The 26,309-nt window shown below is 73.5% G+C and carries 16 protein-coding genes and 5 pseudogenes; 8 read left to right on the top strand and 13 right to left on the bottom strand.

The genetic code is table 11. From position 1 onward, the window contains the following. Positions 1–507 precede the first annotated feature (507 nt). Complete coding sequence (locus BM536_RS29140) at positions 508–2,892, bottom strand: SpoIIE family protein phosphatase (RefSeq protein ID WP_073495736.1); 2,385 nt, start codon at positions 2,890–2,892, stop codon at positions 508–510. An 827-nt stretch (positions 2,893–3,719) separates the two neighbouring features. Between BM536_RS29140 and BM536_RS44435 the strand changes: the two genes are divergently transcribed. From BM536_RS44435 to BM536_RS29115, 5 genes and pseudogenes are all read left to right on the top strand, one after another. After that, positions 3,720–3,986, top strand: a complete 267-nt coding sequence (locus BM536_RS44435) for a hypothetical protein (RefSeq protein ID WP_073495733.1) — start codon at positions 3,720–3,722, stop codon at positions 3,984–3,986. Between the two features lie 171 nt (positions 3,987–4,157). After that, positions 4,158–6,398, top strand: coding sequence for a glycoside hydrolase family 9 protein (locus tag BM536_RS29130; RefSeq protein ID WP_073495730.1), 2,241 nt, complete (start codon positions 4,158–4,160; stop codon positions 6,396–6,398). A gap of 153 nt (positions 6,399–6,551) precedes the next feature. Continuing rightward, the gene (locus BM536_RS29125; protein ID WP_073495742.1) at positions 6,552–6,797 is read left to right on the top strand and encodes a hypothetical protein; all 246 of its coding nucleotides are present in this window, start codon (positions 6,552–6,554) and stop codon (positions 6,795–6,797) included. A gap of 3 nt (positions 6,798–6,800) precedes the next feature. Continuing rightward, a complete protein-coding gene (locus BM536_RS29120; RefSeq protein ID WP_073495727.1) occupies positions 6,801–7,178 on the top strand; it encodes a toxin Doc in 378 nt (125 codons plus the stop codon). Between the two features lie 443 nt (positions 7,179–7,621). Beyond that, a pseudogene (locus tag BM536_RS29115) lies at positions 7,622–9,272 on the top strand (ricin-type beta-trefoil lectin domain protein). A gap of 30 nt (positions 9,273–9,302) precedes the next feature. Here the strand turns inward: BM536_RS29115 and BM536_RS29110 are convergent. Then, positions 9,303–10,472, bottom strand: coding sequence for a lactate 2-monooxygenase (locus tag BM536_RS29110; protein WP_094103695.1), 1,170 nt, complete (start codon positions 10,470–10,472; stop codon positions 9,303–9,305). 357 nt (positions 10,473–10,829) lie between these two features. On the opposite strand from BM536_RS29110, the gene BM536_RS29105 reads away from it, so the two are divergent. Beyond that, positions 10,830–11,261, top strand: a complete 432-nt coding sequence (locus BM536_RS29105) for a subtilase-type protease inhibitor (RefSeq protein ID WP_073495724.1) — start codon at positions 10,830–10,832, stop codon at positions 11,259–11,261. Positions 11,262–11,430: 169 nt separating this feature from the next. Here BM536_RS29105 and BM536_RS29100 read toward each other — a convergent pair whose 3' ends face one another. The 3 genes and pseudogenes from BM536_RS29100 to BM536_RS29090 form a co-directional block, all read right to left on the bottom strand. Next, entirely contained in the window at positions 11,431–11,628 is a 198-nt protein-coding gene (locus BM536_RS29100; RefSeq protein ID WP_073495721.1) for a CDGSH iron-sulfur domain-containing protein, read from the bottom strand. Further along, a pseudogene (locus tag BM536_RS29095) lies at positions 11,609–12,260 on the bottom strand (HemK2/MTQ2 family protein methyltransferase). The gene BM536_RS29100 and the pseudogene BM536_RS29095 overlap by 20 nt, the downstream one beginning before the upstream one ends. 21 nt (positions 12,261–12,281) lie before the next feature. Then, the gene (locus BM536_RS29090; protein WP_094103694.1) at positions 12,282–13,307 is read right to left on the bottom strand and encodes an iron-containing redox enzyme family protein; all 1,026 of its coding nucleotides are present in this window, start codon (positions 13,305–13,307) and stop codon (positions 12,282–12,284) included. Positions 13,308–13,459: 152 nt separating this feature from the next. Here BM536_RS29090 and BM536_RS43310 point away from each other — a divergent pair. Next, positions 13,460–13,679: pseudogene (locus tag BM536_RS43310) on the top strand (flavodoxin family protein); the annotation flags it as partial. Positions 13,680–13,701: 22 nt separating this feature from the next. Here the strand turns inward: BM536_RS43310 and BM536_RS44085 are convergent. From BM536_RS44085 to BM536_RS29050, 7 genes and pseudogenes are all read right to left on the bottom strand, one after another. After that, the gene (locus BM536_RS44085) at positions 13,702–13,986 is read right to left on the bottom strand and encodes a hypothetical protein (protein WP_073495718.1); all 285 of its coding nucleotides are present in this window, start codon (positions 13,984–13,986) and stop codon (positions 13,702–13,704) included. A gap of 43 nt (positions 13,987–14,029) precedes the next feature. Next, a complete protein-coding gene (locus BM536_RS29075; RefSeq protein WP_094103693.1) occupies positions 14,030–15,040 on the bottom strand; it encodes a Ppx/GppA family phosphatase in 1,011 nt (336 codons plus the stop codon). Positions 15,041–15,144: 104 nt separating this feature from the next. After that, a pseudogene (locus BM536_RS29070) lies at positions 15,145–17,993 on the bottom strand (NHLP bacteriocin export ABC transporter permease/ATPase subunit). A gap of 1 nt (position 17,994) precedes the next feature. Next, positions 17,995–20,111 (bottom strand): annotated as a pseudogene (locus BM536_RS29065) (NHLP family bacteriocin export ABC transporter peptidase/permease/ATPase subunit). 98 nt (positions 20,112–20,209) lie between these two features. Further along, the gene (locus BM536_RS29060) at positions 20,210–21,016 is read right to left on the bottom strand and encodes an HlyD family efflux transporter periplasmic adaptor subunit (RefSeq protein WP_073495712.1); all 807 of its coding nucleotides are present in this window, start codon (positions 21,014–21,016) and stop codon (positions 20,210–20,212) included. Positions 21,017–21,164: 148 nt separating this feature from the next. Further along, positions 21,165–21,380, bottom strand: coding sequence for a hypothetical protein (locus tag BM536_RS29055; protein WP_073495709.1), 216 nt, complete (start codon positions 21,378–21,380; stop codon positions 21,165–21,167). A 452-nt stretch (positions 21,381–21,832) separates the two neighbouring features. Continuing rightward, positions 21,833–22,246 carry a PaaI family thioesterase gene (locus BM536_RS29050; RefSeq protein ID WP_073495706.1) on the bottom strand — a complete coding sequence of 138 codons (414 nt, stop codon included), beginning with the start codon at positions 22,244–22,246 and terminating at the stop codon, positions 21,833–21,835. A 189-nt stretch (positions 22,247–22,435) separates the two neighbouring features. Between BM536_RS29050 and BM536_RS29045 the strand changes: the two genes are divergently transcribed. Continuing rightward, positions 22,436–23,830, top strand: coding sequence for a S1 family peptidase (locus BM536_RS29045; protein WP_094103692.1), 1,395 nt, complete (start codon positions 22,436–22,438; stop codon positions 23,828–23,830). A gap of 145 nt (positions 23,831–23,975) precedes the next feature. Here the strand turns inward: BM536_RS29045 and BM536_RS29040 are convergent, their stop codons facing one another. After that, positions 23,976–26,123, bottom strand: a complete 2,148-nt coding sequence (locus BM536_RS29040) for a SpoIIE family protein phosphatase (RefSeq protein WP_245873861.1) — start codon at positions 26,121–26,123, stop codon at positions 23,976–23,978. Positions 26,124–26,309: the final 186 nt, after the last annotated feature.

Raw genomic sequence — 26,309 nt, 5'->3', positions numbered from 1 at the left:
CGGGGGAGGGGGCGGTGGTCGCGACGGCCGGCGCCGTGGACGTCGCCGACGCGGAGGAGGCGGACACGGGAGAGGGGGAAGCGGAGACGGACGCGGAGCCGCCATCCCGCGCACCCCCGCCGCCGCAGGCGCTCACGCCGCCGAGCACGCCATGACACCGGCCGCCACAACGGCGGAACGCCGACCCCGCGACGAGCGCGGCAGGCCCTTGTCCGTCGGACCCGCGTCCGTCGGACCCGTATCCGTCACGGCCGCATGTTCCATCGCTCCGCCCTCCGAATGTCGCGTCACGTGCGGGGGCAGCCACCCCTGGCGGGTGCCCGCCGCGGCACGGCCGACACCCGCGACCGCGCCCAGGGCGGGTTTCGAACGCCCCGACACACCCGGCACCGGGACGACCCTGCGTCTTGCGATCGCGCGCACGGACGCCGCCCGGCCTGCCCATCGGGCAGACGACGCCGCTCTCGAAACGCGTTCTACTAGGCGACGCCACTTTCGAAACGCGTTCTAGTCGTCCGCGAGCAGTCCCAGCTCCGCCCAGATCGTCTTGCCGTCCGCCGTGTGTCGGCTGCCCCACCGCTGGGTGAGCTGGGCGACCAGCAGCAGTCCCCGGCCGCCCTCGTCGAAGGTCTTCGCCCGGCGTAGATGCGGCGCGGTGTGGCTGTTGTCCGAGACCTCGCAGATCAGCGTGGTCGCGTCATGGATCAGCCGCAACCGGATGGGGCGGGCGCCGTACCGGATGGCGTTGGTGACCAGCTCGCTCACCACCAGCTCCGCCGTGAACGAGTGCTCGCTCAGCTCCCAGCGCGCGAGCTGCTCGACGACCTGCTTGCGGATCGGGGCGACCAGCGCGGGGTCCGCCGGAATGTCCCAGGTGGCGACCTGCGAGGCGGGCAGCCCCCGGGTGCGGGCGAGCAGCAGGGCCACGTCGTCGGCGGCCCCGCCCTGCGGGAGCAGCGAGTGCAGCACCCGGTCACAGGTCTCGTCGAGGGAGTCCGTGTCCGCCGCCAGCGCCTCGCGCAGCATCCGGTGACCGGCGTCGACGTCCCGCTCCCGGGACTCGATCAGACCGTCGGTGTAGAAGGCCAGCACGGAGCCCTCGGCGACCTCCAGCTCGGTCGACTCGAACGGCAGTCCGCCCAGGCCCAGCGGGGGCCCCGCGGGCAGCTCGACTCCGCGTGGCTCGCCGTGCGGGGGCAGCAGCACGGGCGGGGGATGCCCGGCCCGGGCCAGCGTGCAGCGTCGTGAGACCGGGTCGTACACCGCGTACAGGCAGGTCGCGCCGACCTCCCCGGGGCTGCCTTCCCCGCCGGCCTCCTCGGAGAGCCGGACCACGAGGTCGTCGAGGTGGGTGAGCAGTTCGTCGGGCGCGAGGTCGATGTCGGCGAGGGTGCGCACGGCGGTGCGCAGCCGGCCCATGGTGGCCGAGGCCTGGATGCCGTGCCCCACGACGTCCCCCACGACCATCGCGACCCGCATCCCGGACAACGGGATCACGTCGAACCAGTCGCCGCCGACCCCGGCGCGGGCGGCCGGCAGATAGCGGGAGGCGGCGTCGACGGCGGCGGTGTAGGGCAGGGTGCGGGGCAGGAGGCTGCGCTGGAGGGCCAGGGCGGTCTCGCGCTCGCGGGAGTAGCGGCGGGCGTTGTCGATGCAGACGGCGGCGCGGGCCGTCAGCTCCTCGGCCAGCAGCACGTCGTCGGGCGAGAACGACTCCGGCCGCCGGAACCGGGAGAAGACGACCACACCGAGCGTGGTGCCGCGGGCCTGGAGGGGGACGGACATCGTGGAGTGGGTGCCGTACTCGCGGGCCAGCTGGACCCGCCGCTCGTCCCAGGAGCGCCACGCCTCGATGTCGTCGACCGACATCTCGGTCGCGACGGTACGGCCCGCGATCAGTGAGCCGGCCTGCGGGGAGCCGGCGGGGTAGCTGTCCACCTGGCCCGGCTTGCACACGGCCTCGGGGGAGCCGGGGTTGACCGAGTGGTGGGCGGCGCGCCGCAGCTGGACGGGCGCGGTCAGCGGGCCGGTGGCCTCGGCGCCGTGCTCCTGGGGGTCGAGCAGGTCGACGCTGACGAAGTCGGCCAGCGCGGGCACGCACACCTCCGCCAGTTCCTGGGCCGTGCGGGTGACGTCGAGGGTGCTGCCGATGCGCACACTCGCCTCGTTGACCAGCTGGAGCCGCTCGCGCGCGAGGAAGTGCTCGCTGAAGTCGTGGGCGGTCACGCAGATGCCCCGGACCCGTCCCGAGGCGTCGGTGAGCGGTGCGATCCGGGCCAGCCAGGCGTGTGCCCGCTGCTCGCCCGGGGCCTTCATGACGGTCTGCATCTCCTGGCGCTCGCCGGTGGCGAGGACCCGGCGCATGTACGTCTCGATCTCCGCGTTCTGCGGCCGGTCGCCGAGGTCGGTGGCCCGCAGGCCGCGGATCCGGGCCGGGGGCAGTTCGACCAGCTCCGCCATGGCGTCGTTGACCCCGCGCAGGCGCAGCCGGTCGTCGAAGATCATGGTGGCGCAGGGGGACTGGACGAGCGCCAGGCGCATCAGGTCGTCGTCCTGCGGGTCCGGGAACCCGGCGTGCAGAGGTGTCACGGCGAGCCAGGTGGCCGGGCCGCCGTCCGGCGGCCGCCGACGGTGGGCGAACACCCATACGGACACGGTGTGGCCGTCGCGGTGGCGCAGCGCGAGGGTGCCGCTCCAGCGTTCCTCGTCGGGGCCGGGCGGTCCGGCGATGGCGCCGTCGGCCAGCAGGACGGCGGCCGGTCCGCCGACCACGTCGGAGGAGCGATGGCCCAGCAGGCGGCGGGCACCCTCGCTCCATTCGGCCAGCGTGCCGTCCTCGTCAATGACCGCTCGCGCCGTCGTGGCGTCGTCGAACGGGTCGTCCGAGGTCATCGTCCCCACTCCATCGCGGACACTCACAGTGAACGGGCAAGCCACTTCCGTTCCACCTTAGTGCTTGTGGCGTCGGCACGGAGGAGAACGGAGGGCCGCCCCCCTTCCGGGCGGCCGGGTGCGCGAACAGGCCGAATTCCGGCGCGGGGGGCGCGTGGGGCAGAAGGGTGCGACCGCCCCCTTCACGGGCCGAAGTGGCACGGCGTCAGATTCTGTTCGGTGACGTTCAGTTGCGAGCACTTCTGGTTCCTGATGAGGGAGAGCCGCCATGACGGTCACTCGCAGATCGGTCCTGCTCGCCTCCGCCGCCGCCACCGCACCTGCCGCGGGCGCCTGCTCGCCTCCGCCACCGCGCCCGCCGCGGGCGCGCTCCTCGGCACCCCGCCGGCCGAGGCCGCGGAGGCCGCGGCGAGCGTCTCCGGCCGACGCGTCGTCGCCCTGCGCGACGGCCGGCGCTTCGTGCTGGTGAATCCGAGGCGACGGCCCGGGTGGGCGGGCTGCGCAAGAGCACCGTCACCGTGCGCACCGTCCACGCCGGCACGGAGGCGACGACCCCTGCGGCTGCCTTCGCGCCGGACCCCGCGCTCCCGGACCACCCGTACGCCGCCGGACCTTCCCGCGCTCCCGGACCACCCGTACGCCGACGCCGGTTACTCGGGTCGGACCGACACCCTGCCGGCCGCGATGCTGGACGGCGACCCTGCCACCGGCTGGTCCGACGCCTTCGTCAAGGTGGCCACCGCCCTGCTGCCCGCCTCCGCCTTCAGCCAGGCCCGCCCCGAGGACCGGGTGTCGGTGGACTGGGGCGGACCCGGACCATCGACCGGGTGGAGGTGTCCTTCACGACCGCTGCCGCGCACAGCCTGCCCGCGGCGATCCTGGTCGAGGTCGGCGACGGGGAGCGCTGGGCGCCCGTCACGGGCGCGGCCGTCGCGTGGGCGGACACCTCGGACCGGCCGGCGGTGGTCACCTTCGACGCGTCGGCGGTGGTCACCTTCGACGCGGTCCGCGGCTCCCGGCCGCGGCTCACCCTGACGAGCAGCCGGCCGGGCGAGGTCCAAGGAGCGGTCAGGATCAGCAGGTTGGAGGCGTAGGGACCGGCAGGGTCCGGGCGGTGCGGCGGCCACCACGGCCAAGCCGTCCCGTCCGGACCGTTGACGGGGTGTCATGACTGCAACAAACATGTCCTCCGACCGCCTTTGGGAGCGCTCCCATAGCAGTGCTCCCGCCCGGAGCGTTCCCGCACCTCCCGGAGGAGCCCTCACGTGAAACGACGCAGAACCACCCTGCTGTCCCTGGCGGCACTGCTGGGCGCGGCCCTCACCGCGCTGCCCGCGCAGCAGGCCGGGGCCGAGGAGACCGAGCAGATCAGGAACGGCACCTTCGACACCGGCGCCGACGCGTGGTGGTCCACCAACGTCACCGCCGCCGCGTCCGAGGGCCGGCTGTGCGCGGACGTGCCGGGCGGCACCGTCAACCGCTGGGACTCAGCCGTCGGCCAGGACGGCATCACCCTGGTGAAGGGGGAGACGTACCGGTTCTCCTTCGCGGCGTCCGGCGTGCCCGAGGGGCATGTCGTACGGGCGATCGTCGGCCAGTCCGTCGCGCCGTACGAGACCTGGCAGGAGGCGAGCCCGGTGCTGGGCGAGGCTGCCGGGTCGTACTCCTACACCTTCACCTCGCCGGTCGACTCCGCCGAGGGTCAGGTCGCCTTCCAGGTCGGCGGGAGCGCCGACCCCTGGCGGTTCTGCCTGGACGACGTGTCCCTGCTGGGCGGCGTGCCGCCGGAGGTGTACGAGCCCGACACCGGGCCGCGGGTGCGCGTCAACCAGGTCGGCTATCTGCCCGCCGGGCCGAAGAACGCCACCCTCGTCACGGACGCCACCGAGAAGCTGCCCTGGGAGCTGCGCAACGCCTCCGGCGCGACCGTCGCCCGCGGCTGGACCGTGCCGCGCGGCCTCGACGTGTCCTCCGGGCAGAACGTCCACTCCGTCGACTTCGGCGCCCACCGCACCCGTGGCACCGGCCTCACGCTGGCCGTCGACGGCGAGATCAGCCACCCCTTCGACATCGGCACGGAGAGCTACGAGCGGCTCCGCCGGGACGCGGTCAAGTACTTCTACCCGCAGCGCAGCGGCATCGCGATCCGCGACGACCTGCGGCCGGGCTACGGCAGGGCCGCCGGACACCTCGGCGTCGCCCCCAACCAGGGCGACACCTCCGTGCCCTGCCAGCCCGGCGTGTGCGACTACACCCTCGACGTCTCCGGCGGCTGGTACGACGCGGGCGACCACGGCAAGTACGTCGTCAACGGCGGCATCGCCGCCTGGGAGCTGCTCAGCACCCACGAGCGCGCGCTGACGGCCCGCACCGGCGACCCGGCGAAGCTCGGCGACGGCACCCTCGCGCTCCCCGAGAGCGGCAACAAGGTGCCGGACGTGCTCGACGAGGCCCGCTGGGAACTGGAGTTCCTGCTGAGGATGCAGGTGCCGGAGGGGCAGACCCTCGCCGGAATGGTCCATCACAAGGTCCACGACGAGCAGTGGACCGGCCTGCCGCTGCTGCCGAGCGACGACCCGCAAAAGCGTGAGCTGCACCCGCCGACCACCGCCGCGACCCTCAACCTGGCCGCGACGGCCGCGCAGGCCGCCCGCCTGTACAAGCCCTACGACAAGGCCTTCGCCGCCCGCGCGCTGACCGCCGCCCGCACGGCGTGGACGGCCGCCCTCGCCCACCCCGCCGTGTACGCCGACCCGGCCGACGGCACCGGCGGCGGTGCCTACAACGACGACGACGTGCGCGACGAGTTCTACTGGGCGGCAGCCGAGCTGTATCTCACCACCGGGGAGCGGCGGTTCGCCGAGCACGTCCTGAACTCCCCGGTGCACACGGCCGACGTCTTCGTCCCCAGGGGCTTCGACTGGTCCCGCACCGCCGCCGCGGCCCGCCTCGACCTCGCGACCGTCCCCAGCAGGCTGCCCGGCCGCGACAAGGTGCGCCGCTCGGTCGTCACGGGCGCCGACACCTACCTCGCCACCCTGCGCGACCAGGCGTACGGCATGCCGTACGCGCCCGAGGACAACCGCTACGACTGGGGCTCCGCCCACCAGGTCCTCAACAACGCCGTGGTCATCGCCACCGCCTACGACATCACCGGCGCCTCGAAGTACCGCGACGGAGCCGTCCAGGCGATGGACAACATCCTCGGCCGCAACGCGCTGAACATCTCCTACGTCACCGGCTACGGCGACGTCGCCGCCCAGCAGCTGCACAGCCGCTGGTACGCCCGCCAGCTCGACCCCAGCCTGCCGGGCCCGCCGGACGGCACGCTCGCGGGCGGCCCGAACTCCAGCATCCAGGACCCCCTCGCGCAGGCCAAACTGAAGGGCTGTGTCGGGCAGTTCTGCTACATCGACGACATCCAGTCCTGGTCGACGAACGAGACGGCGATCAACTGGAACGCCGCCCTGGCCCGGATGGCCTCCTTCGTGGCCGACCAGGGGTAGCGGCCCGGGAGTGGACGGCCGTGACCGAACGGTGTCCGAGTCTGCCGGGAAGTGATCGGTGGCAGGACGCTCGGACACCGTTCGGTACCGTCCCCCCGCCACTTTGACCAGGGGATATTTACGAGTAAGTACCCGAGCGGTACCGTGAAGGACATGCCAGCCCTCAATGTGGAGTTCAGCGATCGCGAGCTGGAGGACCTGCGGCAGATCGCCAAGGAACGCGGTACGTCGATGAAGGCGCTCGTCAGGGAGGCCGCGGCCGCGGACATAGCCAGGCACCGGGCGCTCCAGGAGGGAGCGGAGGCCTTCCGCAGGTTCTTCGCCACCCACGCCGACGAGTTCGCCGCGGCCTTCCCCGACGACGAACCGCCGGTCAAGGGTGAGGGGCGGGTCGCCTGACCGATGACACCTGTCATCCACATCGACGTGCCCTGGCTGCTCCAGCGCCACGAAGAGGTCCTGCCGGACCAGCCGACCATCAACGACTTCTCCGCGCTCGTCGCCGCCGTCGCCCGCCACCGGGTCGACCCACCGCGGCTCGGCGTGGACTCCGACCCGGCCTGGCGGGCCGCCGCGCTGCTGCACACCCTGGCACTGCTCAAGCCCCTGCCCTCGGCCAACGCCCGCTTCGCCAGCGCGACGGCGGTGGCGTACATGTTCGTCAGCGGCGTCGGCATCGACCCGCCCTACGGCGCTCTCGTCGACCTGACCCGCGACCTGATCGACGGCAAGACCGACATCTACGGCGCGGCCGACCGGCTGCGGTCCTGGCAGATCTGAGGAAGGGGCCTTCCCGGGCCGCCGGCCGAGGGCGGGAGGAACAGGGCCGGCGGCCGTTTCGCGCAGGGAGAGCCGCCGTCCCGCGCGTGGCCTCCGAGGAAGGGCCGACCCCAGTCCACTACGCGCCGCGCACGCGGGGAACGTGTGCGCGGCACCGCCGCGTGCGCTCGCTTCACACGGGGCGCTCGCTTCGCACGGGGTACGGACACTGAGGGGGGACCGGGGGAGGGTCAAATGCGGTGCGGGCGGGGCGAATCGGGCGCCGCTTGTCGACAGACTTTCAACAGTGGCCGGGAAACCTCGGTGGCTTGTTGTGCGCGACTCGGTTGTGCGATGGTGAGCCACTCGTGCGGGGGCCGGGGCCGGGCGTCCCGTGTTCGCCGGCGGAGGTGAACGCGCGCCCCCGCTGCGCCGGACAGGTACGTACCGAAGGAAGCCGCACAGTGCTCACCCCCCAGCCCCCTCGCCCTCCCTACCCCCCGCCCGGCTCGGGACCCGGTGAATCCGACGAGTCCCTCGCCGCGGGGACGCGCAGTGGGACGGACGGCGAGGTGGCCCAGTCCACCGCGCTCCTCATCGCGCGGCACTGGCAGCCGGTGCACGACTACGCGGTGATCTGCCTCGCCTCCTCCACCGGAATCGCCGCCATGGTCACCACCGCGGCCTTCCACCAGGTCCTCGACCGGCTGAAGCTGGGCGAGCCGGGCACCGCGCTGCGCCCCCGCCTCCTGGTCACCGTGCGCGACACGGTCCGTCAGTGGGCCGCCGACGACGACCTGTCCGGCGTCCTGCCGGACCTGGGCAAACCGGCCGGGGCCCGGGGGATGCGGGCCGCCAAGTCCATGACCCCGGAGAACCGGCTGCTCGCCGAACGGGCCTTCCAGGGCCTGCCCCCCGTCGCCCGCTGCGTGCTGTGGCACGCCGAGGTCGAGGCCGAGCCGATCACCGTCGCCGCCGGTCTGCTCGGCATGGACACCGACACCGTGGCCGCCGTCCGTGAACAGGCCCGCCAGAAGCTCCGCGAGGGATGCGTCCGCGCCCACCGGGACCTCGCGCCCAGCAAGGAATGCCGGTTCTACAACCGGCTCCTCGACGTCCCCATAGGCCGCGGCGGCGACCTCCTGCCCGATGTCCGCCGGCACCTGGACGCCTGCCGCTACTGCCGTGCCGCGGCGGAGCAACTCGGCCACTTCGAGGGGGATCTGGGGGTCCTGCTCGCCGAGGCGGTGCTCGGCTGGGGAGCCCGCCGGTACGTCGAATCGCGGCCCGGCCGCGCCGCCCAGCGGACCGCGGGCCTGCGCGGCTCCGCCCGGCACCGCGGCGGCCGCCCGCGCGGCACCCGCCGTGCCGGTGGCCTGCTGGCGCGCATGCCCTCGCCCCGGCCGCCGCGAACCCGGTGCCGGCCCGCGCTCCCCGAGGGCTCTGGCCACCGGCGTCGGCCTCGCCGGGGCCGGTCTGCTGACCACGCTGCTCGCCGCCGTCCTGTGGACCGACGACGGCACCGCCGACCCGGCCGCCTCCCCCGCCACCGGCGGCACGGCCTCCTCCGGCGCCGGCTCCCCGGCCGCCCCCACCGTCCCCTCGGGCCCTGACACCGCCCACCTCCCCAACGCCCCGCGGGAGACCCGGCTGCGCAACCTCGCCGCCGACCTGTGCCTGGACATCCGCGGTGCGGCGAAGGCGGGCGCCCCCCTCGAACTGGCGGACTGCTCCGACGACCGGTCCCAGCAGTGGTCGTACGAGGAGGACGGACTGTTGCGCAGCCTGGGCGAGCCCCAGCTGTGCGTGGACGCGCACGCGGACGCCGGCGTGGTCATCCTGGAGACGTGCGTGGAGGCCGGTGCCCCGCGCGCCGACGACGTCCGCTACGACCTCACCGCGCAGGGGGAGTTGCTGCCCCGCTGGAACGAGTCCCTCGCCCTCGCCCCGGCCGGTACGGATCCCGGCGCCGACATCGTCGTCAAGGTCCGCGACCGCTCCACCGGACAGCGCTGGCAGTCCGACGTGCCCCCGGCCGGTACCGGCTCGCTGTCGATCACCGGCACCGAGCCGCCACCGGCGCGCCCGGTCGAACTGTCGGACCGCACCGCCTGAGGAGCGCCCGGTCCGGCCGTCATCCGGCCGTCACCCGGTGGTCTCCTCCAGGTCCGCCGGGCCGACGGTCCCCGGGCCGGCATGACCGGACAGGGCCAGCGTGAGGTCCAGCTCGGCGAGCAGACAGCGGATCACATGCTCCACGCCGGGCTGTCCGTCCAGGCCCAGGCCGTACACGTACGGCCGGCCCAGCAGCACCGCGCGGGCACCGAGCGCGAGCGCCTTGAAGACGTCGTCGCCGCTGCGCACCCCGCTGTCGAACAGCACGGTCAGCCGGTCGCCGACCGCCGCCGCGACCCGCGGCAGCGCGTCCGCGGCGGCGACCGAACCCGCCACCTGCCGGCCGCCGTGGTTGGAGACCACCACGCCGTCCATCCCGGCGTCGGCGGCCAGCCGGGCGTCGTCCGGGTGCAGAACGCCCTTCAGCACGATGGGACCGTCCCAGTGCTCGCGCAGGAACGCCAGGTCGGGCCAGGTGTTGCCGGGGTCCGAGAACAGGTTGACGAAGTGCATCACCGCCGCGTTCGGATCCTCCTGCACCGGCCTGGCCAGGCCCGCCCGGAACGCCGGATCGGTGAAGTAGTTCGCGGTGCCCACCCCGTGCAGGAACGGCAGGTACGCCCGGTCGAGGTCACGCGGCCGCCAGGCGAGCAGCGGCGTGTCCAGGGTGACCACCAGCACCGAGAAACCGGCCGCCCGCGCCCGGCCCAGGAAACTCCGCGCCACCTCACGGTCCTTGGACCAGTACAGCTGGAACCAGCGCTCGGCGTCCCCCATCGCCGCCGCGACCTCCTCCATCGGCGTGCTCGACGCCGACGACAGGACGAACGGCACACCCTGCGCGGCGGCGGCGCGGGCCGCGGCCGCCTCGGCCCCCGGATGCATGATCGACAGCACGCCCACGGGCGCCAGCGCCACCGGCGCGGGCAGGGAGCGGCCGAGCACCTCCACCGACAGGTCGCGCGCGTGCACGTCCCGCAGCATCCGCGGCACGATCCGGCGCCGTTCCAGGGCCGCCCGGTTGGCGCGCGCGGTACTGCCGTCACCCGCGCCGCCCGCCACATAGCCGACCGGCCCGGGGCCGAGCCGCCTCTCGGTCAGCTCCTCCAGCCGGCTCAGGTCGGTGGGCAGCCGGGGAACCGCGCCCGTCATCCCGTTCAGATAGATCTCGTACTGGAAGTCCGCCCAGTGCCTGGCCATCCTCACGCCCCGCCTCTCGTCGTCGAGCCGCGCTCCACGGCGACCATACCGACGGGTGGGCGAGGAGCGAACAGGGGCCGGCGAGCGCGGGCGGGCGGGGACGCGACATGTTTCCGGACTATTAACGAGCCTATGCAAACAGGTCACTTCGGCCCGGAAAGGGATCATGAAGCGCTTGCCCAGGGGGTTGGAACGTTCGAATTCCGTGACTTCGCGCCACTGATTCAACACGCAAGGTTACCGAAACCCATGGGGTCGATGTGAGTTTCGGCGGCGGACTCGGCAGACTCGCGCTCGCCGCGTTCGACACCGACCGAGTCGGACCGGCACACCGAATCGAGCGGAAGGATGCACACAATGCGGAACACCGCGCGCTGGGCAGCGACCCTCGGCCTCACGGCCGCCTCTGTCTGCGGGACCCTGACCGGGTCCGCGCTCGCCGCCCCGGCCGCCCCGGCCTCGCTCTACGCCCCGTCGGCCCTGGTGCTGACCCTCGGGCACGGAGAGAGCGCCGCCGCCGTCAGCCCGGCCCGTGCCGTCACCCTCACCTGTGCGCCGGGCCCCTCCGGCAGTCACCCCGCGGCCGCCCTGGCCTGTGCCGAACTGCGGTCGGTCCGCGGTGACTTCGAGGTACTGGCCGACCCGGGTGACGCGCTGTGCACCAGGGAGTACGACCCCGTCGTCGTCACCGTCGACGGCGTGTGGCAGGGCAAGCGCGTCTCCTACGAGCGGACCTTCTCCAACGACTGCGTGAAGAACTCCTCCGGGAGTGCCCTCTTCGCGTTCTAGACCGGGGTCGCGTGGCTCCGTGGGCAATGCGAACGGCTCGTGACGTGGGGAGTGCGAGCCACTGACACGGAAAACCACGGCGATCCCGCGACCAGGGGCCGGCCGGGCGGAGTGGGGCCGCCCGCCGGTCCCTGGCATGTGCGCGGCGGCAACCGTCGCGAGGCGGAAGTCAGGCCCGGTCGCGATGGCTGGTGTCGCACCACGGATAGCGGCGGCTGCGCCGGCACGTGCACAGGGCGACCTGGAAGCGGTCGGAGGTGACCGTGGAACCGTCCTCCAGCTCCACCTCGACGGGCCCCTCCACGAGCAGGGGCCCCTTGCGCTGCACACTGATCCGGCGGGGCCGGTCAGCGGGGGAGTTCGGCACGGACCACCACCAGTTCCTCGTCGTTCTCGCCGCGGGACAGCAGCCCCCGCCGCCGCAGCCACTCCTCCCGGGAACGCAGTACCGGGCCGAACGGAATGCGGCGCGCCGCGTCACGGACGCCTTCATCCCCGCCGCGCGCAGATGTCCGACGGTCCGGTCCGGATCGCTCAGTGCGGAGTGCACCAGCAGCAGCACCCCGCCCGGCCGCAGCAGCCCCGGTACCTCCCGGCAGATCCGGTCCAGCACCAGCCTGCCGTCGCCGCCCGCGTCCCAGGCGCGGGCCGGTCCGCGCGCGCCCGGCCGCCGTTCGGGGCCGGCACGTACGGCGGGTTGGCCAGGATCAGGTCGAAGGTCTGGCCCCGCACCGGATCGAAGAGGTTCCCGCGCAGCACACGCACCGACAGGCCCGCCCGCCATGCGTTCCAGCGGGCGGCGTACACGGCCCGCCGGGACACGTCGACGGCGGTCACACGGGTCCCGCGGCGCGCCGCCTCCAGGGCCAGCGCGCCGGAGCCGGTACCCACGTCGAGGACGTCGGAGCCCGGCGGCAGAGATTCCTCGGACAGCGCCCCGGCCAGCAGGTCGGTGTCCTCCTGAGGGGCGTAGACGCCCGGAAGTACCAAGGGATTCACGCCGACCAAGTACCCCGACAATCAAGAAATATGGTCTTTTTCGGAAGTCGGGAAAGCGTGCGGCGTGAGGGGGGTGCGCAGGGCGGTGCGTCCGGCACGCCACTCCCCGAGCAGCCGTGCGGCCAGCCGGTCCTCCAGCAGGACGGTGGCACCGACACCGAACACGACATCGGGGGCGAGCTGCGGCTCCTCGTCGAGCAGACCGCCGATGACGTCGTGCCGTACGACCTGCTCGTGGACGGCGTCGGCCTCCACGTGCTCGTCGTAGAAGTACTCGGCGGCGGACCCGGCGCCCGTGCGGCGCATCGCCTCCGCGAGCCGCCGGGAGCCGGGCGAGGAGGTGATCTCCACGGTGGCGAAATGCCCGACCAGCGCGCCGCGCAGACCGCGGTGCAGACCGAACAGGGACATCAGGTTGACCGTGGCCAGCGTCTCGGCGCACGCGGCGTCCAGGTAGCGGCCGTACGTGGTGTCCAGGTCCAGGTCCGTCATCAGGTCCGCGAACAGGCGGGAGTGCATCCGGTCGGGGCGGCCGCCACCGTACTCGTCGAACTCCACCGCCGCCATCGCCGCCTTGGCCCGTCCCCACAGCCGGGGCAGCACCCAGGCGTGCGGGTCGGCCTCCTTCAGGTGGTACAGGGAGCGCAGGGCCGCGTACTCGCGCAGCTGCCACAACTCGCCCTTGTCACGCAGGAAGTGGGAGACGCCGTCGCCCTCCACCGGCTCGACGAGCAGCTCGGCGAGGGCGTCCTCGACGCTGTCGTGGACCGGGGTGTCGGCGCGCAGGGCGGTCAGGAAACGCTGCTCCAGTGCGGCGCGCAGCCGCAGCAGCTCGGGGTCCCACTCGACGTCGGGGCTCACTCCGGCGAAGCCGCGGTAGTGCAGCTCGTAGCAGACGTACAGGGCCAGCTGGAGGTCGTCGCCGTACGCGGGCGCCGCCGCGACCGTCCGGGCGGACGGCAGCGGGCCCGTGCCCAGCAGATACTCCCCGACGCCCGCGGACAGGGGCCCGCGGGCGTCCGGGAGCCGTGGTTCTTCGTATGCCATGCGCGCCGGGTACCCCGCGGATCGGGTGCCATCCCCCCCCCGGGTGGACCCGGCCCGACCGGGGGGACTCCGGACCGTGGCCCGACGGGGTACTCCGGACCGATGAAGGCACCCAGTGGTCAACTGCACGCTCAAGGGGTCCTCGGACCCCTGTCATCAGCGAGGTCTCGGGCGCGCTCGCCGGCATCGGCTACACCATTGCCGGCCAGGCGTGGACGTACTGGCACCTGGGAGCCGGAGCCGGGCCCGACCACCTCGACGAGGAGCGGGGCCGCGGACTGGTCGCACAGCACCGGGCGGGCCATGGCCGCCGACCTGGCCGGGGTCGCGCGGGCGCTCGCCGAGCGGCCCCTGGGGGCGCCGCCCGGCTGAGCCGCCGGCACCGGCCCCAGCCTCACTCCCCGTGGGACTCCTCCTGGGCGCGCGTGTTCGGGGTGACGGCCTCGCCGGCCTCGCCCCGGCCGCGCCGCGCCTCCCGTTCCTCGTCGGTGCGGCGCTCGGCCTCCTCGATCTCTCGCATCACCTCTTCGAGCGCGGTCCGGGGACGGTCCTGCCGGTCCTGCCGGTCCTGCCGGTCCTGCCGGTCCTGCCGGTCCGCCTTCGCGTCCGTGTGCTCCTTGTACTCCTTGTGCTCCTTGTACTCCTGTCGGTCCTCGGGGTGCTCGGCGTTCTCCGACACGGACGGCTCCCTTTCTCTCGGTGCCCGGCCAGGTCAGGGGGTGTCAGTGGGTGGGGGAGGTCGCCACGCGCAGCGGCACCGGCTCGGGCGGCGCCGACTCCTCGGAGAGCCGGGAGACCTCCGCCCACCACGACGCTCCGTCCTCGATGTGCCGCAGCAGGACGCCCTCGCGGATCGCCCACGGGCAGACGGTGACCGTCTTCAGGCCGATCAGCTTCATCGCCGTGTGCCCGACCACCGCGCCGGCCAGGCTCTGCGCGGCGCGCGGTGCGGAGATGCCGGGCAGCTCGGCCCGCTCGGCGGCCGGCAACTCCGCCAGCCGGGTCACCGCCTCGCCCAGGGCGGCGCACTCCAGCGTGCGGGCGACGAACGGGCCCTGGCGGCCGGGCGGCGCCCCGCACAGCCGGGCCAGCTGCTGGAACGTACGGGAGGTGACCACCGCCGTGCGCGGACCCTCCCAGCGGATCCGGGCGGCCACGTCCCGGAGCTGGTGGCGGACCTTGCGGCGCAGCTCGCGCACCCGCTCCGGGGGCGGCGGGTCCTGGTCCGCGAAGAACTCGTGGGTCAGCCGGCCGGCCCCGAGCGGCAGGCAGGCCACGAAGTCCGGCAGCCGACCCCGACCGAACGCCACCTCGAACGAGCCGCCGCCGATGTCCATGAGCGCGAGCGGTCCCGCCCGCCAGCCCATCCACCGCCGCGCGCCGAGGAACGTCAGCTCGGCCTCCACCTCGCCCGGCAGGGTGCACAGCGGCACACCGGTGTGCGAGGTGACAGTGCGCAGCACCTCCCGTCGGTTCGGGGCGTTGCGCACCATGGCGGTGGCGAAGGCCAGCGGGCTCGTCGCGCCCCACCGGGCCGCCGTACGGTTCGCTGCGGCCACCGCGTCGGCCATCTTCTCGATCGCCTCGCCGGGTATCGGCTCACCCGGCTTGACCTGCTCGGACAGCCGCAGCCGCCACTTGGCCGTGTGCACCGGCAGCGGTACGCCGTCCTGCGCGTCCGCCACCACCAGCCGCACGGCGTTGGATCCCACGTCCAGCACGCTCATTCTCATGGCCGGTCGAGTACCCGGCGGAGGCGGTCCCTACGTCACCGGCGGTATACGACTTCCGTCACTCGGCGGTGCACGACTTCCACGGACCGGCGCCCCCCGACCCCTCAGGCCAGCTGCCGCCGCACCAGTTCGTGCAGCCGGCCGGCCGGGTCCGCGAGCAGCCGGGACGGCGGGCCCTGCTCGGCGACCTTGCCGTTCTCCATCACCACGACCCGGTCGCGTCCAGCACCGTGGACAGCCGGTGGGCGATGACGACGCGGGTGGCGTCGAGCTTGCGGGTGCTGTCGATGACCGTGCGCTGGGTCTCGTTGTCCAGGGCGCTGGTCGCCTCGTCGAAGAAGAGGATCCGCGGGCGCCGGATGAGCGCCTGGGCGATCATCAGCCGCTGACGCTGACCGCCCGAGACCGAGCCGCTGCCCGAGACGATCGTGTGCAGGCCCATCGGCATCCGCTTGATGTCCTCCGCGAGCCCCGCCATCTCGGCCGCCGCCATCGCCTCCTCGGGCGGGTAGGACCCGGTGCCGCAGATGACGTCCAGGATCGACCCGGTGAAGGGCTGGGCGTGCTGGAGGACCACCCCGCACTGCCGGCGTACGGCCGACTGGTCGAGGGCGGCCAGGTCCTGACCGTCGTAGAGCACACTGCCCGACACCGGGCGGTCGAAGCCGATGAGCAGGCGCAGCAGGGTCGACTTGCCGCAGCCGCTGGGCCCGACGATCGCCACGAACTCGCCCGGCCGCACCTCGAAGGACACGTCGTCCAGGACGAGCGGGCCGTCGTCGGAGTAGCGGAACGACAGCCGGCGGGCCTCGACCGCGCCGGACAGCGGCCCCGGCCGGGTGCTCGCCGCCCGCACCTCCGGGGTCGCCTCCAGTACCGGCCGGATCTCCTCGAACAGCGGCAGCGCGGCCACCACCGACACGAACGCGCCGGTCAGCGAGGTCACCGAGGTCAGCAGCATCGTCATCGACGTGTTGAAGGTGAGGAAGTCCGCCGCCGACAGCGTGCCGCGCGCCGGACCGGCCAGCAGCATGAACATCGCCAGGGAGCACAGCGGCAGATGGACCGCGCCCAGCACCGTGGAGAGGTTCTTGATCCGGCCGAGCCGCTGCTGGAGTTCCCGGCTGCGGGCGAACTGGCCGGCCCAGGCGGCGTACGCGTAGTTCTCGGCGGCGGCGACGCGCAGCTTGGGCAGGCCCCGCAGGGTCTGGAACGCCTGGTTGTTCAGCTTGTTGGAGAGCACCACCAGCCTGCGCTGCCAGCGCACCTGCCACAGCCCCAGCCCCAGGAACACGGCGGCGACGACGACGAGCATCCCGATCGCGGCCAGCGCCATCGGCACGCTGTACCAGAGCAGCAGGCCGAGGTTCACGGCGCCGATGGTGACGGACTGAGCGACCGACGGGCCGAGGCCCGCCAGCAGTCGGCGGATGGCGCTGATGCCCATGGCAGCGCTCGCCAGCTCACCCGTGGAGCGTTCGGCGAAGAACTTCGTCGGCAGCCTCAGCAGCCGGTCCCAGACGGCCGGCTGGAGTGTCGCCTCGATCCGGCCCTCCAGCCGCAGGATGGTCATGTTCTGGAGGAGCATGAAGGCCGCCGCCACCACGGCGCTGACCAGGACGGCCAGACACACCTGCTCGATCAGCCCCTGCTGGGCCCGCGGCACGTACTCGCCGAGCACCTTGCCGGTCGCGACCGGCACCAGCGCGCCGATCGCCACCGTGACGAGCCCGCCGAGCAGCAGGTTCGTCAGGTCGCGGCCGGTGCCCCGCATGCTGAACCGCAGCAGCCCGAGCGGGCCGAGCGGCCGCTCGGGCAGCGGGCGGTAGAACATGACGGCCCGCGGCTCGAACTCCTCCGCGTTGGCCTTCTCCACCGGCGTCTCGCGGCCGGTCGTGGGATGGACGGCGACATAGCCGCCGCGCCGCCACAGCAGCGCGACCGGCGCCCCGGACAGCGCCCGGTGTGCGACCAGCGGGCCGACGTCGTCGCGCCACCAGCGGCCGTCCAGTCGTACGGCGCGGGTGCGCACGCGGGAGGCGAGCGCGATCTGCTCGACGGGGTCCAGACGGTCGTTGCCGGCGCCGTCCGGGTCGGCTCGACGAGGGCGATGCCGGCGGCCCCCGCGACCAGCTTGCAGGCGGCGAACGTGGCGTCCGCGTCCGCGGCCGTCGCGCGCGGCCCCGCCTTGCGGCCGATCGACGCCAGCAGCGTCCGGTCGGCCTGGGCGCGCACCGCCTCACCGGCCTTGATGCCGGCGGCCGTGCGCGTCTCGTGGGTGTGCTCCAACTGCTCGATCCAGCGGTCGAGGGTGGTCAGCAGGCGGTACTGCTGGTCGACCATGGACTGCCACACCGCCGGGTCCATCAGCAGGTCGGCGGCGGCCTCCGCGCCGTACAGCGAGCCGTACTGGACGCTGCCCGGCGGGACCTGCATCCAGAACACGTCGTCGTCCCCCACGCTCGAACGGACGAGCGCGGGGGGCATCCCCGTCCTCGGCGGGCCGCTCGCCGGCCATCGGGGCCTGGAAGAGGACGGACAGTCCGCGGCCGACGCCGAGGGCGAGGGCGTACTCCAGCGGGCTCGACGCGGGCGGCACGTACAGGGGGTTGCCGTACTCGTCGTAGGACCAGGTCTGGGTGCTCGCGGGCTGGTACAGCTCGCGCAGGCCGACGCGGTGGACCACGCAGTCGCGCAGGGGGCGGGCCACCAGGGTGTGCCGGGGCCCGGCGACCGGGCCGAGCAGCAGCGAGCCCGCCTCCAGCCGGCCCAGGTGGTGCCAGTGGCCCCGCTGTTCCGCGTCCACCGCGAACAGGTCCAGCGCGCCGGAGGCGACCAGCCACAGCACCTGCGGACCCTCGAGGTCCAGCCGGCCGACCCCGGCGCAGTCGACCCGGGTGCCCGTCCGCCCCAACGCCGAGAGGACGACGTCGCCTTCGTGTACGGCCGTCATCTCACCGCTCCCTGACCAGCGCCGCGTACGCCCCACCGCGTGCGAGAAGGTCCTCGTGCCGTCCGCGCTCCACGACCGTGCCGTGTTCGAGGACGACGATCTCGTCGCTGTCGCGGACCGTGCTGAGCCGGTGCGCGATGACCACGCAGGCGCAGCCGCGTCGGCGCAGGTTGTCCATGACGACCTGCTCGGTCTCCGCGTCCAGCGCGCTGGTCACCTCGTCCAGCACCAGGATGCTGGGCCGGCGCACCAACGCCCGTGCGATCTCCAGGCGTTGGCGCTGACCGCCGGAGAAGTTGCGGCCGTCCTGCTCGACCCGGCTGTGGATGCCGCCGGGCCGCCGCACGACGAGGTCGTACAGGGCGCGTCCCGCAGGGCCTCCACCACCGCCTCGTCCGGGACGGAGGGGTCCCACAGCGCCACGTTGTCGCGGACCGTGCCCTCGAAGAGGAACACCTCCTGGTCGACGAAGGAGACCGAGGCGGCGAGGGCCCCGCGCGAGATGTCCTCCAGCCGCTGTCCGTCGATGCGGATCACGCCCTCCCACGGCGCGTACAGGCCCGAGATCAGCCGGGACACCGTCGACTTGCCGCTGCCCGAGCCGCCCACCAGCGCGACCTGCTGCCCCGGCCCGACACTCAGGTCGAAGCCGGTCAGCAGCGGTTTGTCGAGTGGGCTGTAACCGAAGCCGATGTTCTCCAGCTCGACATGGCCGTGCAGCCGGCGGGTGGCGTCGCCGCCGGAGCGGCGGTCGTAGAGCGGGTCGGCCCGGAAGTTCTCCACGTCCTTCAGCCGGGCCACGTCCGCCGCGAAGTCCTGGATGCGGCCCGCCACACCGTTCAGCCGGGTCAGCGGGGCGGTGAAACGGGCGACCAGCGCCTGGAAGGCGACCAGCAGACCCACCGAGATGGCGCCCTCGATCGCCCGCATCCCGCCGATCCACAGGATCAGCGCGCTGTTGACGGTGGCCAGCGTCGGCGCGACCACGCCCAGCCAGGCGCCGGGCACCCCGAGCCGCTGCTGCTCCTCCAGCGTGGTGGCGTGCTGCCCGGCCCACTTGCGGAAGTAGCCGTCCTCACCGCCGGTCGCCTTCATCGTCTCGATCAACTGGAGCCCGGTGTACGCCGTGTTGGTCAGCCGTGCGTTGTCCGCGCGCAGCTTCGCCGTGCGGGTCGCGCGCATCCGGATCACCACGCGCATCGCGACCAGGTTCAGCAGGGCCACGCCGATGCCGACGAACGTCAGCTGCGGGTCGTAGGTGTAGAGGAGGACCGCGTACAGGACGACGACCACCGCGTCCACGCCCGCCGACGCGAGGTCGCGGGCCAGGGTCTCGGCCACCGCGTCGTTCGACTGGAGGCGCTGCACCAGGTCGGCCGGGCTGCGCTGGGAGAAGAAGGTGACCGGCAGCCGCAGCAGATGGCGCAGGAAGCGGGCGCTGGACAGCGTCGAGGAGATGATCCGGCCGTGGTGCAGGTTGGCCTGCTGGAGCCAGGTCAGTGCGACGGTGAGCAGCACGCAGGTGCCCATCGACGCGAAAAGCACCTCCAGCAAGGAGGTCTGACCGCCGATCAGGAACATGTCGATGTAGGTCCGGCTCAGTGCCGGGACGGCCGCGCCCACCACGACCAGCAGCAGGCTCGCCAGCACGGCGGCCGGCAGGGTGCCCGCGGTGCCCCGCAGCCGGGACGGCATCGCGCCCAGCACACCCGGCCTGCGCCCGCCGCGCTCGAAGTCCGCCCCGGGCTCCAGCACCAGCACCACGCCGGTGAAGCTGCCGTCGAAGTCCTCCATCGGCACGAACCGGCGGCCCTTGGCGGGGTCGTTGACGAACACACCCCGGCGGCCGAGGCGCCGGCCGAGGCCCTCGTAGACGACGTAGTGGTTGAACTCCCAGAACAGGATCGCGGGCGACCTCACCTCGGCGAGGGCCGCCAGGTCCATCTGCATCCCCTTGGCGGTCAGGCCGTAACCGCGGGCCGCCTTCAGGAGGTTGCTCGCGCGCGAGCCGTCCCGCGAGACCCCGCACGCGATGCGCAGTTCTTCCAGCGGGACGTGCCGGCCGTGGTGGCCGAGGACCATGGCGAGGGAGGCGGCCCCGCACTCCACGGCCTCCATCTGGAGCACGGTGGGCGTGCGGACGGTCTTCACCCGGCTCTTGGGGACCGCACGCCTGGGCGGCGCGGCCCGCCGTCTGCCGCGGGTCTCGGTCGCGGTCACGGAAGCAGCCAATCGAGGGGACGCTGGTCGGCCAGCCGGATCGAGGCGGTGGCCATGGTCATGGAGGTGAGCGCGTACGGCGGTCCGTCGGCCGACGACCACCTGTAGCCGCTCTCCGTGGCCGAGGAGCGGTCGAGGCGGACCAGGACCGCGACCGGGCGGCCCTCCTCGGTGAACTGTTCGCCCAGTTGGCTGTCGCCGAGGAACGCGGAGATCTGCTGGGCCGACCGGGCCGTGCGGTCCACCGACTTCACATGGCCGCGCAGCACGCCGTACCGCTGCGACGGCACGGTCTGCACGGTCAGGTCGACGGCCGCGTCGACCGGGACGGAGGCCGCGTTCTCCGCCGGGACGTACACCGTCGCGTAGAGCGGGTCGTCGGCCCGCGCGACCTTCTCCACGGCGGCGACGTTCGCGCCGGTGGCGATGATCTGACCGATGGTGGCGGCGAGCGCGGTGATCCGGCCGGCGGCGACCGTGCGCACCACGGTCTCGCCGTCGGCGGTACGCACCTTCAGCACGGGGGAGCCGGCGGGCAGCCGCTCACCCTCCTTCGCGAGGACCGCGGTGACCTGGCCGGCGGCGGGACTCTGGAGGATGTAGCTGCCCTCGCCGTGGGTGAGGACGGCGGGCGCGCTCACCGTGGAGGCGACCGAACCGGTCACCGCCCACACGGACGCGGCGGCCATGACGACCACGGTCACGGAGAGCACCAGCCAGCCCTGGGGGCGGGCGAAGCGCACCGGCAGGTCGAGTTCCTCGGGTGACTGGAGCTTGGTGAGGGCCTGTTGGCGGAACTGCACGGGACTTCCCTCGGGGGTTCACGGCACCGACTCGGGGGTTCACGGGAGCGAGCCGGGGTTGCACGGGGCCGGGCCGGGGGTCGCGCGGCACCGAGGAGTCCCGGAACCGGGTGACGGCTCCGGGACTCAAAGGGTCACAAGGGCGCGATCAGAGACCGGCGACCAGGTTGGTGACCGGGGCGGTGCTCAGGCCGGTCGCACCCTCGACGGTGCCGACGACCGTGTCGACCAGGCCGGAGACCGGGGCGATGCCGTCCACCAGGCCGGTGACGGTGCCGAGGGCGTGCACGGACAGGCCACCGGAGACGTTGTCGAGGTCGGCGTCGGCGATCTCGACGGTCTCGACCTGGGGGGTGGAGTTCATGGGGGAACTTCCCTTCATATGGATATCTCACAAGGGGGGAGCGGCCCCCTCTGGGGACAGATGACGGCCGCGACCGCGGGCGCCGAAGGCCCGTTTCCGTAAAGCCCCGGCGGGCCCCGCGATGCGTTGGATCAAAGCAGGTCCGCCGCCGACGCTTCCAATCAATCACCGGCCCCACCAGGGCACTTGCGTCACGGGAGAGTCAAAGCGTGCAGGCGCGGCCACGCCTTGTCGGCGACTTCTTCACACCTCGGGCCGAGATCGCTCCGATGAGCGGCGCACGCCCTCGCGGCGAATCCGACACACCGGTCCCAATGGCGCGGCGGGGACGCGCGGTTGTGCAGAAGCCCGGTGTCCCGTGACCCGCTTGGGCAATCGGTGTGCAGATTCCCTGAAGCAGGGATTCCGCTCTCCGATCCGAACGGTCCGTCAGTGACCGGTCACCGTCGGTATCAGCCCAGGAGGGCGTAGACGGTGCTCGCCCGTGCGGCGAGTTCACCCGAGCGCTCGGCCGTCATCGTGACGTCGGCGAACGCCATCCGGCGGCCCAGCTTCGTCAGCACCGCCTGGATCAGGACATCCGAATCGGTCACCGCGCGCTGGAAGGACGTCGACTGCTGCACCGTCGTCATCGGCACGAAGGCCCCCCGGGCCGCCGAGACGGCGATCACCGTCGCGGTGTCCGCGGCCGCCATCAACGCCTGCCCCGACAGCCCACCGCCCTCCCGCGCCAACTCCGTCGACCAGGGCAGACGCAGAATCGCCCGGTCGTCCCCCAGCGCCTCCACGGACAGGCCCAGCGCGCGCACCCAGGGCGCGAAAGAGTCGGAAAGGATCTTGTCGGCTTCGGTGGTCGTCATCGTCATATGGGCGATTGTTCCCCGGCCGACGGCCCCGGACTCCGGTCATGGCCGATTCACGGTTTCGCAAAGGAAGCCGGCAAACGCGATTGAACGCACCCCGCACCCCCTGCGTACTGATGGCCAACCAGGCGCCGCTGTACGGAGCTGCCGCCCCCGGCAGCCGGACCCCGTCCCCCCAGGAGGTCGAGTTTTTTGAGTCACAAGCGAATTCCGAAGCGCAAGGCCGCGATAGCGGTGGGCGGTGTCGCGGCGCTCGGAGCGGCGGCACTCCTGCTGCCCCACGCCAACGCCTCCCAGGACGCCGGCGACACGGCCGCCGCGGCGCCGAGGACCATGAAGGCGGCGGACGCCTCGGACCTCGCCTCGCAGCTGCAGAACCTGCTCGGCGACGCCTTCGCGGGCTCCTACTTCGACACCGGCAAGAACCAGCTCGTCGTCAACGTCGTCGACGTCTCCGGTGACCAGAACAACGTCATCGTCCAGGCCAAGAAGGCCGGCGCGAAGGTACGCGAGGTCGAGAACAGCACGGCCGAACTCAAGGCCGCCGCGCAGACCCTCAAGGCCGACGCGACCATCCCGGGCACCTCCTGGGCGGTCGACCCGCGGACCAACAAGATCCTCGTCACCGCCGACTCCACGGTGACCGGCGGCAAGTGGGACCGGCTGGAGTCCACCGTCCAGAACCTCGGTGCCGGGACCGCGACCATCAAGAAGTCGGCCGGCACCTTCAAGACCTTCGCCTCCGGCGGTGACGCCATCTTCGCCGGCGGAGCGCGCTGCTCCCTCGGCTTCAACGTCACCGCGGGCGACGGCTCCCCGGCCTTCCTGACGGCCGGTCACTGCGGCGTCGCGGCCGAGGCCTGGTCCGACTCCGAGGCCGGCGAGCCCATCGCCACCGTCGACCAGGCGGTCTTCCCGGGCGAGGGCGACTTCGCACTCGTGAAGTACGACGACCCGGCCACGGTCGCCCCGAGCGAGGTCGACCTCGGCGACCGGACCGTACAGATCTCCCAGGCCGCCGACGCGACCGTCGGCACCCAGGTCTTCCGGATGGGCAGCACCACCGGTCTCGCCGACGGGCAGATCCTCGGCCTCGACGCCACCGTCAACTACCCCGAGGGCACCGTCACGGGCCTCATCCAGACCGACGTCTGCGCCGAGCCCGGCGACAGCGGCGGCTCGCTGTTCACCCAGGACGGCCTCGCGCTCGGCCTGACCTCCGGCGGCAGCGGCGACTGCACGGTCGGCGGTGAGACCTTCTTCCAGCCGGTCACCACCGCCCTGGAAGCGGTCGGCGCCACCCTCGGCGACGCCGGGGCCGGAGCCGGCGCGGGTGCCGACGAGGGTGTCGGCGCCGAGGACGGCGTCGGCGGCGAGGAGGCCGGAGCGGGCGCCGGTGAAGGTGCCGACGCGGGCGCCGGTGAAGGCGCCGGTGAAGGTGCCGCTGAAGAGGTCGGCGGCCAGGAGGTCGGCGGCGAGGCCGGCGCGGCGAGGAGGCAGGTCAGGAGGACACCGGTCAGGACGCAGGCGGAGCAGCCGGTGCCGAGGACCAGAACGGTGACGGCGTCCAGGACGACTCGGGGCTGACCGAGACCCACTGACACACCGTCCGCACAGCTCACCCCGTACCACCGCCGGACGTACCCACCCGTCCGGCCGGTGCCACGTCCGGTCCTCCGGCGGGAGGGCCGGACCGTCCGTGTTTCCCCGGAGCCCGGCCGTTGACGGCGCGTCAGCCCCGGTCCCGCGCCGACGAGGCCCGCAGCAACAGCAGCGCCACGTCGTCGATCCGCTCCTCCGCAGCCGCGTAGTGCCCCACCAGCTCGTCGGCCAGCGCCTCCAGCGGCAGATCGCCCGCCTCGCCCAGCCGCCGCCCCAGGTCCGCCACCGCGTCCTCGATGTCCACGCCCGGCGACTCGATCAACCCGTCGGTGTAGAGGGCGAGTACGCAGCCGGGCGACAGCGTGATCTCCGTGGTCGGATACGTCGCCTCCGCGTCGATGCCCAGCAGCGGGCCGCCGGCCAGGTCGAGGACCCGCACCCGTCCGTCCGGCCGCCGCAGCAGGGGCGGCGGATGCCCGGCCCGCGCCATCACCGCGCGACCGTGCGCCGGGTCCAGCCGCAGATACAGGCAACTGGCGAACAGCTCCGTGCCCAGGTCGATCATCAGCCGGTTGGTGCTGCGCATCACCTCGGCCGGTCCCTGCCCCACGGTCGTGTACGCCCTCACGGCGGTGCGGAGTTGCCCCATCAGCCCGGCCGCCGTCACGTTGTGCCCCTGTACGTCCCCGATCACCGCCGCCGGCAGCGGACGCGAGGGCACCAGGTCGTAGAAGTCGCCGCCGATCTCCATGCCCCGGGTGGCCGGCAGATAGCGGGCGCTCGCCTCGATGCCGGGCAGCGACGGCAGCGAGTGGGGGAGCAGGGCGGCCTGGAGGCCGTGCGCGAGCCGGTGCTTGGCGTCGTACAGCAGGGCCCGGTCCAGGGCCTGCGCGATCAGCCCGGCCAGGCTGGTCAGGACGGCGCGTTCGTGCGTGGAGAAGCTGTGCGGCTCGGCATAGGCCAGCACGCAGACGCCGACCGGGCGGCCCGAGGCGATCAGCGGCAGGTAGGCCCAGGCCGCGAAGCCGTCGGGGGTGGCGTGCCGCGCCGGGTAGAGGTGCTCCAGTTGGCGGCGGGAGTCGAAGAACGCGGGCACGCCGTGGGTGACGGCGTGCGTGCCGGGGGTGGGGGAGGCCAGCGGCATCCCGTCGAACCGCTCCACCAGGTGCGGGTCGGGGTAGCCGTGGTGTCCCAGGACGTGCAGTCGGCCCGCCCGCGACCCGAGCAGCGCCAGGGCCCCGCTGCCCACGGCCGGCGCGATCTCCTCGGCCACCAGCCGCACCACGTCCTGCACGCTCACCGTCTCGGTGAGCGCCCCGGCCAGGCTCAGCGCCTGCGACATCGACACCAGCCGGGGCGGGGCGTCGTCGCCCTCCGTACCGGCCGGGCTCGTCACCGACACCGCCCGGGCCCGGACCACCCGCACACTGATCCCGGTGGTGCTGGGGTACAGCCGGAAGGACAGCCAGGCCGAGGGCGGGCGCAGCGCCACGAACGACGTGACGTGCTGGCTGATCAGCGCGGCCCGGTAGCGCTCCTCGTACATCGGGTCGGCCAGCCAGGGCACCGACGCCCACAGGTGGGTGCCCAGCAGCTCGCCGACCGGGACCCCGAGCAGGTCGGCCGCGGCGGCGTTGGCGAACCCCACCCGCCCCGACAGGTCCAGCGAACACAGCCCGTACGGCAGCCGGGCCACCAGCCGCGCCGCCTCCACCGTGCCCAGCGTGTCGGCGGCGGCCGGCCGCGTGTCCAGCGGATCGCTCTCGCCGCGCACCGGACGGTTCTCGGCGGCGGCCCGCTCCAGCCGCAGCGCCAGCCGCTCACAGGCCGCCTGCAGCTCGTGCCGTTCCCGGTCGGACAGCTCCGGCGGGTGCGAGCCGGGCCAGGTCACGAAGACCGCGCCGTACACCTTCGAGCCGGTCGCCAGCGGCAGCGCGGCCAGCGCGAACGGGTACGGCAGGACCACGGCGATCCGCGGATAGGAGCGGGCCATCTCCTCCTCGCCGCCCACCCACACCAACCGCCGCTCACGCACCGCGCGCGCGATCGGGATCGGCGCGCCGACGCCCACCCGCTGCCAGGGCGCCGCGAACGACCGCGGCAGTCCCGCCATCACCGCCATCTCCAGCACCGGCTCGTCGTCCGGCAGCAGGTAGACCGCGCCGGAGTGCGCCCCGACGGCGTCCATCATCGCCGTCAACGCCGGGGCCAGCATCGACCGGCCGGCCGGGTCCCCGGGCGCCCGGCCGGACAGCTGCTCGTCGGACACGGCGACCACCTCCTCGCCCGGCCGCACCATCCCAGGCAACCAAATCTGCCCCCTGCGGGCCGCGCGCGCACGGCGGGGGTCCGGCCGGTGCCGGTGCGGCGACCGCCCGACCGGACAGCCGGGCGGGCGGCGGACCGACGCCCGGCAGCACAGCACCCCACCTGGCGCCCACCGCGGGGGGGCGGCTTGGCGGGG

It is taken from the genome of Streptomyces phaeoluteigriseus (assembly GCF_001896135.2).
Classification (GTDB): domain Bacteria; phylum Actinomycetota; class Actinomycetes; order Streptomycetales; family Streptomycetaceae; genus Streptomyces; species Streptomyces phaeoluteigriseus.
This window is presented reverse-complemented; position numbering and strand designations above follow the sequence as displayed.